Origin of the sequence: Vibrio casei (assembly GCF_002218025.2) — a bacterium.
In the GTDB taxonomy this organism is placed as follows: Bacteria; Pseudomonadota; Gammaproteobacteria; order Enterobacterales; family Vibrionaceae; genus Vibrio; species Vibrio casei.
On sequence record NZ_AP018680.1, the window covers coordinates 1125057 to 1137410 of the forward strand.

The 12354-nt window shown below is 40.2% G+C and carries 12 protein-coding genes; 5 read left to right on the forward strand and 7 right to left on the reverse strand.

Going from position 1 to position 12354, the window contains the following annotated elements; translation table 11 throughout:
* Positions 1-46: 46 nt before the first annotated feature.
* The 6 genes from VCASEI_RS05415 to VCASEI_RS05440 form a co-directional block, all read right to left on the reverse strand.
* A complete protein-coding gene (locus VCASEI_RS05415; protein WP_086959209.1) occupies positions 47-505 on the reverse strand; it encodes an NfeD family protein in 459 nt (152 codons plus the stop codon).
* A gap of 4 nt (positions 506-509) precedes the next feature.
* Complete coding sequence (locus tag VCASEI_RS05420) at positions 510-1460, reverse strand: SPFH domain-containing protein (protein ID WP_089110897.1); 951 nt, start codon at positions 1458-1460, stop codon at positions 510-512.
* 186 nt (positions 1461-1646) lie between these two features.
* Positions 1647-2078, reverse strand: coding sequence for an acyl-CoA thioesterase (locus VCASEI_RS05425; protein WP_086959213.1), 432 nt, complete (start codon positions 2076-2078; stop codon positions 1647-1649).
* 120 nt (positions 2079-2198) lie between these two features.
* Complete coding sequence (locus VCASEI_RS05430; protein WP_162621025.1) at positions 2199-3134, reverse strand: EamA family transporter; 936 nt, start codon at positions 3132-3134, stop codon at positions 2199-2201.
* A 79-nt stretch (positions 3135-3213) separates the two neighbouring features.
* On the reverse strand, positions 3214-4056 hold the full coding sequence (locus VCASEI_RS05435) for a patatin-like phospholipase family protein (RefSeq protein ID WP_086959216.1): 843 nt from the start codon (positions 4054-4056) through the stop codon (positions 3214-3216).
* A 212-nt stretch (positions 4057-4268) separates the two neighbouring features.
* Positions 4269-5453 carry a sugar efflux transporter gene (locus tag VCASEI_RS05440; protein ID WP_086959218.1) on the reverse strand — a complete coding sequence of 395 codons (1185 nt, stop codon included), beginning with the start codon at positions 5451-5453 and terminating at the stop codon, positions 4269-4271.
* Between the two features lie 206 nt (positions 5454-5659).
* Between VCASEI_RS05440 and VCASEI_RS05445 the strand changes: the two genes are divergently transcribed.
* The 3 genes from VCASEI_RS05445 to udp all read left to right on the forward strand — a co-directional run bounded on the left by VCASEI_RS05445 (position 5660) and on the right by udp (position 8971).
* Positions 5660-7207 carry a bifunctional GNAT family N-acetyltransferase/carbon-nitrogen hydrolase family protein gene (locus VCASEI_RS05445; protein ID WP_089110896.1) on the forward strand — a complete coding sequence of 516 codons (1548 nt, stop codon included), beginning with the start codon at positions 5660-5662 and terminating at the stop codon, positions 7205-7207.
* A 202-nt stretch (positions 7208-7409) separates the two neighbouring features.
* Positions 7410-7826 carry a CBS domain-containing protein gene (locus VCASEI_RS05450; RefSeq protein ID WP_086959222.1) on the forward strand — a complete coding sequence of 139 codons (417 nt, stop codon included), beginning with the start codon at positions 7410-7412 and terminating at the stop codon, positions 7824-7826.
* Positions 7827-8200: 374 nt separating this feature from the next.
* A complete protein-coding gene (gene udp, locus VCASEI_RS05455) occupies positions 8201-8971 on the forward strand; it encodes a uridine phosphorylase (RefSeq protein ID WP_086959224.1) in 771 nt (256 codons plus the stop codon).
* Positions 8972-9188: 217 nt separating this feature from the next.
* Here udp and VCASEI_RS05460 read toward each other — a convergent pair whose 3' ends face one another.
* Positions 9189-10349 (reverse strand): DUF1887 family protein, encoded by a 1161-nt coding sequence (locus tag VCASEI_RS05460; protein ID WP_089110895.1) that lies wholly within the window; start codon positions 10347-10349, stop codon positions 9189-9191.
* Positions 10350-10594: 245 nt separating this feature from the next.
* On the opposite strand from VCASEI_RS05460, the gene VCASEI_RS05465 reads away from it, so the two are divergent.
* Together VCASEI_RS05465 and hinT are read left to right on the forward strand one after the other, a co-directional pair.
* Positions 10595-11745 (forward strand): IS3 family transposase gene (locus VCASEI_RS05465; protein WP_110957751.1). Its coding sequence is split into 2 segments (ribosomal slippage): positions 10595-10838 and positions 10838-11745, totalling 1152 coding nucleotides; the frame shifts between segments, so codons are not numbered across the junction.
* A gap of 245 nt (positions 11746-11990) precedes the next feature.
* Positions 11991-12341, forward strand: a complete 351-nt coding sequence (gene hinT / locus VCASEI_RS05470) for a purine nucleoside phosphoramidase (RefSeq protein ID WP_086959228.1) — start codon at positions 11991-11993, stop codon at positions 12339-12341.
* Positions 12342-12354: the final 13 nt, after the last annotated feature.

Sequence of the window (12354 nt, forward strand, 5' to 3'; positions counted from 1 at the left end):
GCTCGTTGGGCATTGCGTATTTTCATGACGCGGTATTACCATCACGTTAATTGATGGCTTTAACCCATAAAATACCGACTTCCGTCTTAACGACTTTAACTACTTGCCCTGCTTGTAACGGTTGTTCACTTCTTACTTTCCAGCTAATACCGGAATAAGCATGCAATACGTCGTTTGAGGTGCGATTAACATCTCCAGTTAACTCAAAGGTTTCTTGAGCAAAATCAGACGCTGTGTCTTGCGTGGCTTGTTTATTTTGTAGTTTTTTAAACGGTCGCCATAAGACTAATGCAAATACGATAGTTAAAATAATACTCGACCAGATGGCCATATTAATGCTGGCATCAAGCCAACCGAAATACATGGACAACCCAGTAATGAATAAAGCCAGCCCTATGAAGAAGAATATAAAGGTAGCAAAACCTAAGACAACCACTTCAATTATTAAGGCTATGACGCCAACCGACATCAGTATTTGTGGTAAATAGTTAAGCATCCAATCCATACGCTTATGCCTTAGGTTGCTTGTTCAATGAATTGATGATCGACATACCTTGTGCGACCAATGAGCTAGTATCGGTGCCATTTTCTGGCAGTAACACAACAGACGATTCTTTCGCGATCGCACGTTTTGCTTCAATGGCCTTGGTAGCAAGATCCAACTGAATGGCTTTTTGACCTTCTTCTGTATTGGCGGCATCACCAACCGTTTTAAGCGCTTCTGCTTGTGCATTTGCGACGGCAATAATCGCTTTTGCTTCACCTTCTGCACGTAAAATTTGTTCTGTTTTATCGGCTTCAGCCGCAAGAACTTGCGCTTGTTTTTTTCCTTCTGCGACATTAATAGCCGCTTGACGATCCCCCTCAGATTCTAAGATTTGCGCACGCTTAACACGTTCTGCTTTCATCTGAGCTTCCATTGATTCCATGATTGATTGTGGTGGCACTATATCTTTAATTTCATAACGAAGAACTTGGATACCCCAAGGTTCTGCGGCAACGTTGATGGCTGATACGATATTAGTATTAAGCAAGTCACGCTCTTCAAAAGTTTTATCCAACTCCATTTTACCAAGTTCTGAACGCATGGTGGTTTGAGCAAGCTGTGTTACCGCAAATACATAATCGTCGACGCCATAGGTGGCTTTATATGGATCAAGCACACGGAAATAAAGTACGCCATCCACCACGAGTGAAATATTGTCTTTGGTGATGGCTGACTGTGATGGGACATCTTGAGCTTGTTCTTTTAAACTGCGAACTGCAGAAATACGATCAATGAAAGGAATAATGAAATTAATGCCCGCAATTTTGGTTGAATGAAACTTACCGAATCGTTCTACTACCCATGCTTGATTTTGTGGTACAAATTTAATACTGCTTTTTAATACCACCACCACAAAGATGAAAATAACAATAGGCACGAGATTGCCGAAAATAAGATCGAGAGGATAATTCATAGCGTTGTCCTTTATAATGAGATTAATTTCATTCTACGGTAATTTGTGGAATTAGCTTGTTATGATTATTTAATTTAGGCGTAAAGTGGAAACTTGTCACACGGTGCATGTAAAATTTTCGTCATTGAGACAATAAAAACAAGGCCTTAAAGATAGACCTTGCTAAATAAAAGAAGGAGTAAGGTGTTATTTTAAATTTTCTAATTGCTGAATAATGGCTAAAACTTCAGGTGTTAAGCTGGCTTTTTCGTTTGATTTAAAATCAAACATCACCACAGTCGCGCTTCCTAGCGTGGTTATTTTATTGTGTTTTTTACTAACGATTTGGTATTTCATGGTAAATCGATCGTTTTGTAAGTCGGTAATTTTTGAACCAACCAGTAAGGTATCGGGGAAGGTTACTGGCATTTTGTAGCGGCAACTCGTTTCACTGACGACTGGGCCAATTTGGGTTATAGCAATGTTTTCCATTAAATTGATACGTTTAAAATAATCAATACGCGCGGTTTCAAAATACCGAAAGTACATTACGTTGTTAACGTGTTGTAGGGCATCCATATCCCCCCAAGCCACTGGAATTTCAGTAACAACCGGAAAACCATCAAGTAACGTTGTCATGATCCTTTTTCCATTCATAAGTTAAACAGATGTTTAGATTATGAGTTAATTCGTCCTTTCACAATGACTTCGAGGAAAAAGCGTGAGCTAGGCCTTTCTCTATGGTTCATTTTGGATTCTCTAGGATTCATCCGGTTTTTCTATGATGGTATTTGGTTCGGCTCGAGAGGCTTGTAACCATTGGATCAGTTTTTGGTTTAAAGAATAAACACATAGCCCAATAATAATCACTGCGCAGCCCACAAACTGAATTGAGTTGAGGATTTCATCTAAAATAACCCAACCGGAAAGTAACCCGATGACCGGCACCAATAAAGCAAAAGGCACCACATTGGCAGTGCCGTATTTGGCTATCGACATGCCCCAAACACTGTATCCAAAAAGTGATGCAACAATGGATAGGTAAAGTAGGGCTAAAATAGAAGTGAGAGAAGGCTCTGTTATGGCGTGAATAATGTGCTGATGGTCTTCAAATAAAAGGCTGAATGTGAAGAAAGGAATAATAGGAATTAATGCGCCCCATACGACCAATTGAAGCATATTGGTGCCTTTATATTGAATAGAAATATGGCGATTACAGATATTACCAACGCCCCAAGAGCAAGCGGCACAAAAGGTAAGCAGATAACCTAATATGGATATATCGGTTTCAATCACGCCATAAAGCAATAGCCCAATTCCAGTTAGAGCCATAATACCACCAAATAGTTGCCATCGATTTAGCGTATCTTGGTAAATTAATACGCCAAGAATAGCCGTGACAAACACCTGCATTTGAAGAAGTAAAGAAGCTTGCCCAGAAGGCATACCAACGTAAAGAGCGTAAAATAAAAAGGAGAATTGACCAAAGCTCATGGTGATGCCATAGGAAAATAGCCAACGAAATGGAATGGTTGGTTTTGGTAAAAAGAGCATAAGTGGAAAGGCGACTAAGCTAAAACGTAAGCCTGCAAGTAAGAATGGGGGGACATCTTTGATCCCAATGGTAATGATGACAAAATTAATTCCCCAAACAAAAACGACTAATAATATTAGCGCTAATCCACGTGCGTTCATGATCTTCCTTGTCATTGGGTTGTGAAATGATTAATACATATATTCCGGTTGTCAGTGATCCTTTTTATTACAAATAGGATTACGGCTCAACAATAATACGCTTTGCTGCGTCAAGACCCATTTGATACCCAATATCTAACTTGAGCTTATCGGTTGTTAGCCGTCCCACAGGAAAATTGGCTGGTGGGGCGATGACGTTAATTTTGCAGTCACTTGGCGGGGTTTTAATGAAAGCAATACTTCGATTGTAGTTTTCTGATCGCAATAGTGCTGCATTGGCTAAATGAGGATATTGAGCCAGAAACCTTTTTGTTAACCATGGAATACGAGATGGTTTTTTTTCATAGCCTAAAGGGCGAGACAAAATGACGGTAATTTCTTTTGCCCCTAATTGATAAGCCTTTTCTACCGGGATGGAATCGGCAACACCGCCATCGGTCATTTTCATATTATTAATGATCGGATAATGCCGGTAAGCTAAAGGTACTGAGCAAGAAGCTTTAAGTAGTTCGATAATATTGTCGGGTGTGGATCGAATGTAGTGAGCCAAACCAGTATTAATATCGGTAGTGACGACATAAAGCGGGACTAATTGTTGGTGAAGTTTGTCGGTATCAATAGGGATTTCATCAATCGTAATATCCCAAAGCCAATCTAAATCAAGCCAATGACCACCGCGTAAAAAACGTTTCACGCTGATGAATTCAGGCCGACAAGAGTAGTCAGTGATCACGTTATAAGTTCGTTTTTTTTGGTTTGCCAGCCACGATGCCAAGCTGGTAGAACCGGCAGATACGCCAATACAAAAATCAAACGGTAAAAATTGACGGTCGATAAAGTGATCTAAGACTCCGGCTGAGAATATGCCTCTCATTGCGCCGCCTTCAACGACCAGAGCATGTTGTACCGATGCCTTTTCCATGTTCACTCCTAATTAAGTGACTTCAAGATGCAGAATTCAGAGGGTTCTGGCAAGAAGCCGTTCAAGAAAGATTTACGGTGTAAAATACCTTTCAAATCAATCTATAGATACTTTGGAAATTATACAGAGTTTGAATGATTCAGAAAGCTGAAACATACTGGTTCGAATAAAAGAGAAGGGGATTTGAGCGGTTAGATAATCAATAAACTAGATTATACATCACGTACTTTTAATATCGTGATGAAAGATATAATACTCATGATCGTACAAGCAAAAAATACGGTATGAAAACTGTAGTAGTCCGCAATGCTTCCTGCGAGTACTCCCCCAAGAACACCACCTGTTTTAATTGAATTGGAATATAGCGTGGTGACTTGCCCCATTTTTTTAGGCTTTAAATCTTGGAAAAGTGAAATCCCTAACGCGGAAGTGACGCCAACAAAAATGCCATTGAGTGCTTGTAATCCAATGAACCCAACCAAACTGGTATTCATGATGATGCCAATATAAAACAATGTGCCAGCGACAATTGAAACCGACATCATTTTCTTCTTACCAAAACGTAATGCATAACGACCAGACAGCAGCATGATCGGAATTTCAATGAAAGCGGCGGTTCCCATCATTAATCCTGCAACGGATGAATCCAACCCAATATCTTTTGCGATGTAGAGAGGGATGCTAATGAGATACATGTTATTAGCGCAGTACATAAATACGAATGAAATCGCGAGTAAAATAATATTTTTATCACGCCAGATAGAATCATCGATTTCGTTATGGGTGTTTTTAGGTGTGGGATCAATTTTCGGTAGCGTAAAATAGGTAACGAAACACAGCACCATAAACATAAAAGCGGCGAGTAAGAATAGGTAGGTAAAGCCTAATCCTGTTGCGATGAAAAAAGCAATGGGAGGACCAATGACCCAACCGAGTGAAATTTGCGAACGTAAAAGCGCACTAAAGGTTTCCGAAGGGCGAGTGTGCCTGTCTAATATTTCACGGGCGAGGGCAAAAACTTGAGGTATCGCAGCCGACGTGGTACTGATAAAAATGGCAGACGTTAGTAGTAAAACCCAATAGTTTCGATTAAAAGCAAAAATAACAAAACCAATAACACCCATGATATTGCATATTAATATTAATCTTTTACGGTCTATGCCTTGATCTGACCACCAGCCAATAATTTGGCTAATTAAGACACCAGATACGGTCATGACCATAAAAAACACACCAATTAAAAATGGCCGAGCCCCTACTTCTTCCGAAATGAATAAGCTCATTGTGGGTACGGTAAAAGCCCCCGCAATTCCAACAAAGAAACAGGTAAATAACAAAGAGACAGACGTTTGATCTGGCTGATTATTGGGGAATAAGGAATAGAAAAGTTTCTTCATTAAGGGCGTTTTTGTCAGTGAAAAGGCAAGCACAATCTTAGCAAAACTGATGCAGTTTAAATACCTATCTTTTTGAAAATTAATAAAGAAAAACGCATGTTTATTTAAATGGTATAGTTTTCATTTTTATAGAAATGACAGTGTGTGACTGGCTATTTTTTGATGGATCCGCATAATGGAATAATGTGAACTAAGGAATCAAATTTATGGAAGACAACAATACCCCGCTGTTAAATTTAAGAACGGTCACACCTGAAGATTATGAAGAATTGGCTGCTTTAATGGATTTAGTGTTTCCTGATGTTGGGGGCGCGTGGCCGGAATCGACTATTATGGAATTGATCACTCAGTTTCCTGATGGGCAAATTTGCATAGAAGACAGTGGTAAAATTATTGGCGCTGCTTTAACGATTAAAGTGGATTATTCACGTTTTTCTCTTCCTCATACGTACACTGAAATTGTTGATGAAAACGATGTAGCTCAACATAATCCAAACGGTGATGCGATTTATGGGCTAGATGTGTTTGTCCATCCTGATTACCGTGGTTTGCGCCTTGGCCGTCGTTTGTATGAAGCCCGTAAAGATTTGTGCCGTGGTGATAATTTAAAGGCAATTTTAACTGGGGGGCGAATTCCAGGCTTCCGCCAATATTCCCATGAGCTTAAAGTTAGCGAATACATCGAAAAAGTAAAACGCCAAGAATTACACGATCCTATTTTGTCTTTCCAGTTATCGAATGATTTTGATGTAAAGCGTCTTATGCGTGGTTATTTACCGGAAGATGAAAAATCACAAGGCTATGGCACATTATTAGAATGGGATAACATTTTTTATGAAGAAGAAGTGCTATCTGTACACCAAACAGAAAAAACGATTGTGCGAATTGGTGTTGTTCAATGGCAGATGCGCCATGTGATGTCGATAGATGACTTGGTTAGTCAAGCCGAGTTCTTTATTACGTCACTTGCTAATTATCAATCTGATTTTGCTTTATTACCTGAATTTTTCAGCGCACCTTTGATGGGATTAGCACCAGATTTACGTTCAGTAGAAGCTATGCGCTATTTAAGTGAATACAGTGATGAAATTATTCAACGCTTTTCACATCTTGCTGTGACTTATAACATCAACATTATTGCGGGTAGTTTGCCAGTTCAACGAGATGGGCATATGTACAACGTTGCCTACATGTTACACCGTGACGGAAGTATTGAAGAACAATACAAAATTCATATTACCCCTCATGAACAATGGGATTGGATCATTGAAGGTGGTGAAAAAGTTAAAGTCATTGATACCGATGCGGGTAAAGTCGGCATTTTGATTTGTTACGATGTTGAGTTTCCAGAGTTGGGTAGAATGCTTGCTGAGCAAGGTGTGCAGATTCTGTTTGTACCCTTTTGGACAGACACCAAAAATGGTTACTTGCGGGTTCGAATTTGCGCCCAAGCACGAGCCATTGAAAATGAGTGTTACGTAGCGATAAGCGGTAGTGTTGGTAACTTGCCTCGTGTTGATAATGTGGATATTCAATATGCTCAATCAGCGGTATTTTCACCTTCAGATGTGTATTTTCCACATGATGCGATTATTGCAGAGGCTGATCCAAATACGGAAATGATGATTTATGCTGATGTCGATTTGTCTAAATTGAAGATGCTACATAGTGAAGGTTCGGTGACGAATTTGAAACATCGCCGTCCAGAAATTTATCAATTTTCGTCAACGAGCCAATCGGCAAAAAGTAATTAATAAAAAGTCGTATTAGATGAAAAACGCCAGTGAGAATAGAGCTATTGATCACTCATTGGCATTCTCTATCAATAAAATTGTTCAAACCCATTTAGTAAAATCAAGAAATTAGGCGACACTTAATATATAAATTGAGTTTGCCTACCTAGTTAGGATCACAAACAATAAGCCCGTTAGAAGGCAACATCCATAGGAGTACTTTATGGCATCGTTAAAAGTTAGAGATTATATGCGTCCTCGTGCGGTTACCTTTACCGTTGATATGTCGCTTTCAACTGCTCTCGATAAAGTGTTAAACGCAATCAATATCGGTGGGCCGGTTATTAATGATAGACAAGAAGTGGTTGGTTTTTTATCTGAGCAAGATTTATTAAATCGCTTAGTGCAGGTGAGTTATCACTGCCAAGACACACATACGGTTGAAGACTGCATGCGAAAAGATGCCTTTACGATTAGCCCTGAAATGTCGGTACTTGAACTGGCCGAATTGATGAAGGAAGGTAAGCCTAAAGTCTACCCTGTGGTCGAAAATAAAAAACTAGTCGGTATTATTTCACGAAGAGAAGTGCTAAAAGCGGTGAGTGATAACCTTGAAAGCTGTTTTAAACATCCACTTTAACCTAATTTAAGGTTTGGTAGCGATGAGGTATGTATGGTCAATAAAAGACTATTTCTAAACGAGCTATCTTTTTAATTAGTCAGCAATAAGGTCGTATTTTGGTACGACCTTTTCTGGTTTTAATACATTCATTTCTAAGTGTTCGTTGGCATTGAGCCACTATAATGGCCGCGGGTTCAAACTATAATTGTGATGCCAAACGATTACTTGTGAAATCTTAACCTTTCTTGCTAAACAAACCGTGATCTGTTTCACTTTGTAGTGAGGGTTTCTTGTTTAGAGTACAGACATTAAATAATCATTATTTTATAGAATTATGTTGCTTAGCAACGACCTATCAAAAATCAAGCTAACTAAAAACTAAGGAGCACATTGTGGCACCAACATCATCAGATAACGTTTTCCATTTAGGTGTAAATAAACAAGATTTAAATGGCGCAACGCTTGCTATTATTCCTGGCGATCCAGCTCGTGTAGAAAAAATTGCCAATCAGATGGATGAGCCTGAGTTTTTAGCAAGCCATCGTGAATATACTGTTTTTCGTGCCAAATTAGACGGTCAATCCGTTGTGATTTGTTCAACTGGTATTGGTGGGCCATCAACATCTATTGCCGTTGAAGAACTAGCCCAACTTGGTGTTCGTACCTTCTTGCGTGTTGGTACAACTGGCGCAATACAACCGCATTTAAGTATTGGCGATATGATTGTAACTACTGGCTCGGTACGCCTTGACGGTGCAAGTTTGCATTTTGCTCCAATGGAGTTTCCAGCCGTTGCCGACTTTGATGTGGCAACAGCGATGAAAGAAGCGGCAATTGAAAAAGGCTGTACGGTTCATACGGGTATTACGGCATCAAGCGATACTTTCTATCCAGGGCAAGAGCGCTACGATACTTTTTCTGGTCGTGTTGTCTCTCGCTTTAAAGGATCTATGAAAGAATGGCAAGAAATGGGAGTGCTGAATTTTGAAATGGAATCAGCGACCTTACTTACCATGTGTGCAAGCTCTGGCCTAAAAGCGGGTTGTGTCGCAGGTGTGATTGTTAACCGTAGTAAAGATGAAATTCCAGATCACGAAAAATTAAAAGCGGCAGAAACACGCTCCATTGAAGTGGTTGTCGCAGCAGCAAGAAAAATGCTCTAATTTATATCCTTCGTACTTGAAGTTGCAATTTTGTTGACGGCGTTCATTCACCCAATAACATAGGCTAGCTATGCTCATAGTGATTCACTCGCTTGTCTCCTCACTGCAACTCCAATTATTGGGTATATTTGTATTAAAATAAATAAAAAATGCCCCAAAATTTTTGGGCATTTTTTACGTGACAGTTAACGCAGACGTTGGTGATTGAACATTGTCGTTAGATCTCTGCTTGACCACCGGCTTCGTTAAACCATTTGGTTAAATAGGTTTTTAAATCTTTTAATTCATCGGGGCCGATTAATGCCAACCCAAGATCTTGTGCACGAGAAATGTCGTTGTGGCGCATTGGACGGAAGCTCACAAGCATTGCTCTTGCTTGCAATCCGCCAAGTAGGTCACGCAGTGATTCTAGTTTATAAAGAGTATCATCCCCATCATCACGCATGCCTTTGGTTTTACATTCAATGATATGAAGTTTATTGTTCACAACGGTTGCAACATCTAGCTCATTTCTGACTTCTCGGCCATTATTTTCGCGATAAACCTGAACATTAAGTGAATGATCTTGTATGGTTGGCAGCTCGTCTTGTATTTCCCGAACGGTATTGTGAACCAAGTTTTCTAGCCATTCACCATTTGAAAATCGGCGAGCATCTTCATTATAAAAAGTCAGAATACCATTTTGATAGGTGGCGAGTTCGATATCGACAAGATCAGAAACCAGCATATCGAGTTCTCGATAGCCTTGTTGTTTTTCTGTTAACTCGACGTCCAATTTTTGTTCTTTGCGACAAGTCGTTGCAAGATAATTGAGTGTCGCAAGACCAGGACCAAGCTCTAAAGCATTACTGGCCCAACGTTTACCTAATTGATGCAGCTTAGCATCCAGTGGCGCAGGGATTTCATTGGTTGGAAATTCGCTGCGAGCACCAAAAATGGTTAAATAGTCGCTGATCTTAATATGGTCTTGAACCTGTTGTTCTGGCTTATCATCTGGGTATAACCAACATTGGTTATCACTGAAAGGTTCGACAACAAAAATTGGCCAATTGTAACTACGAATAACTTCATAAACCGAGAGGAGACGGTGCCTTAAGCCACAACTGGCATTAAAATACACATCATCACCACGTTGCTTCAGTGTTTCCGCCAGCTCTTTTACTTTTTGTTTAATTGCTGATGTATTCACGGCTGTTGGGATTTCGAAAAACTCAGAGCTGATACCGCGAAATTCTAAAACGGATTGGAGTCTTAAATATATTTCCTTTTGACGCTCCTCTCCGATAAATGCCATATGCACACATTCAGAACGATTATCAAGAAGAGGGGTAATTAATCGAACAGGATCTTGATCAATGATACCAACATGTACCGACATCTTACTTCCTTGGTTAGCTTACAAGCTAACAAATAAATTCATATGGACATCAATCTTTGTTATGTATTCAACGTGAAAGGTAAAAATGAGCTACACAGAAAAGATAAATGGTTAAGTTACTTATAAAGAATAATATGAGGTTGAGTTTAATGAATAACAAGTTTGAGCGACGATTTAACAGCATGATCCGCACCAGCAGTTTTGGACACCGAGTTAAGTGAGTACAATCACTAACGAGGTGAACCATGACAAGCAAGAAAAAACGTATTATCCATTCCCCTGAATTTAAAGCAGAAGCCCTGAAGCTAGCAGAGAAAGTGGGAGTAGCTGCGGCAGCGAGACAACTGTCGTTACACGAATCCCAGATCTATGGTTGGCGTAAGTCAGCTAAGAGCGACACCAGCACCAGTCAGCGGGAAAAAGATCTAGCCGCTGAAGTTGCCAAACTCAAACGACAATTGGCTGAGCAAGCTGAAGAGCTAGATATAGTAAAAAAGGCCGCCACCTACTTCGCGAAAAACCTAAAGTAGATTGCTACGAATTTATGCTCGAACACCTGCTTTGCTTCAGAGTTGCCCGCATGGCTAAGGTGTTCGGTGTTTCACGAAGTGGGTTTTATTACTGGATTAAGCATCGCCACAAGGCCATCCAGCGCGAGGTAACTCGCCAAGAGCTTGATACGAAGGTCAAAGAGGCTTTTGATAATAGCAAAGGTCGTGATGGCTCAAGGCGCATCCAGAAAGAGCTGGCTGAGAACGGTGATAGCCGTAATGTTAAAACCATTGCCGCCAGTATGAAGCGGCAGGATTTAACGCCGAAAGCGGCACGTAAGTTTAAGTGTACGACGGACAGCAAACATAAAATGCCAGTTGCTCCGAACCTGCTGGCTCAGGATTTTAAGGCAGAGGCTCCGAATCAAAAGTGGGCGGGAGACATCACCTATGTTGCGACAAGCGAAGGCTGGCTGTATTTGGCGGTAATCATTGACCTTTATTCCAGGCAAGTAGTCGGTTGGTCTATGGATACCAGAATGACGGCAACTCTGGTTTGCGATGCGTTATCAATGGCCTTGTTCCGTCGAGGGTTCCCTGAGCAGGTTATCGTTCATAGTGACCGAGGTAGTCAGTACTGCTCAAAAGATTATCGAGACATCATAACTGCTTATAATCTAAAGCAAAGTATGAGTAGGAAAGGAAACTGCTGGGATAATGCTTGTGTTGAGAGCTTCTTCCATTCATTGAAAGTTGAAGCGATCCAGTATGAGCCGATCATGACGCGAGACGAGATGCGCCAAACGATCTTTGAATACATAGAGGTTGATTATAATCGGACAAGAAGGCACAGTGCTCTTGGGTATCTAAGCCCAGTTAACTTTGAAAATCAAAATGTCGCTTAATGAAGTGTCCAGTCTGGCTGGAGCAGATCAGCATTATATTTTATCTGAGCTCTTAATTTGGATTATCATTTTTTCACATCATAAAAAATAGACCATGAAATTCGTGACAGGTTCCACATTATGGTTGTTTTTTACAGTGATTTTTTGTGGGTAAAATGGCGAGTGTTCCGATAAAATATTGTTATATATGAAGCCATAGCGCATACTATCACTCTATTTCACGGCAGTAGCGCTTGGAGGCTAAAATGGCTGAAGAAACTTTGTTTAGTAAAATTATTCGTAAAGAAATTCCTTCAGATTTGTTGTATCAAGATGAGTTAGTCACTGCATTTCGCGATATTAATCCGCGAGCACCAAGCCATATCTTGATTATCCCAAACAAATTAATACCTACGACCAATGATGTTGAAGAAGAAGATGAACGGATGATGGGCCGTTTATTCACGGTGGCTAAAAAACTCGCTAAGCAAGAAGGGATAGCTGAAAATGGTTATCGTTTAATTGTTAACTGCAACTCTCATGGTGGACAAGAGGTTTACCATATTCACATGCATTTAGTTGGCGGTCAGCCTTTAGGCCCGATGCTTGTTAACTAATCTTCTTTATGCA

Coding starts and splice junctions, on each gene's coding strand:
- VCASEI_RS05450 (WP_086959222.1), top strand. CDS start 7,410: ATGGCATCGTTAAAAGTTAGAGATTATATGCGTCCTCGTGCGGTTACC.
- VCASEI_RS05430 (WP_162621025.1), bottom strand. CDS start 3,134: ATGAACGCACGTGGATTAGCGCTAATATTATTAGTCGTTTTTGTTTGG.
- VCASEI_RS05420 (WP_089110897.1), bottom strand. CDS start 1,460: ATGAATTATCCTCTCGATCTTATTTTCGGCAATCTCGTGCCTATTGTT.
- hinT (WP_086959228.1), top strand. CDS start 11,991: ATGGCTGAAGAAACTTTGTTTAGTAAAATTATTCGTAAAGAAATTCCT.
- VCASEI_RS05415 (WP_086959209.1), bottom strand. CDS start 505: ATGGATTGGATGCTTAACTATTTACCACAAATACTGATGTCGGTTGGC.
- VCASEI_RS05460 (WP_089110895.1), bottom strand. CDS start 10,349: ATGTCGGTACATGTTGGTATCATTGATCAAGATCCTGTTCGATTAATT.
- VCASEI_RS05425 (WP_086959213.1), bottom strand. CDS start 2,078: ATGACAACGTTACTTGATGGTTTTCCGGTTGTTACTGAAATTCCAGTG.
- VCASEI_RS05435 (WP_086959216.1), bottom strand. CDS start 4,056: ATGGAAAAGGCATCGGTACAACATGCTCTGGTCGTTGAAGGCGGCGCA.
- VCASEI_RS05440 (WP_086959218.1), bottom strand. CDS start 5,453: ATGAAGAAACTTTTCTATTCCTTATTCCCCAATAATCAGCCAGATCAA.
- VCASEI_RS05445 (WP_089110896.1), top strand. CDS start 5,660: ATGGAAGACAACAATACCCCGCTGTTAAATTTAAGAACGGTCACACCT.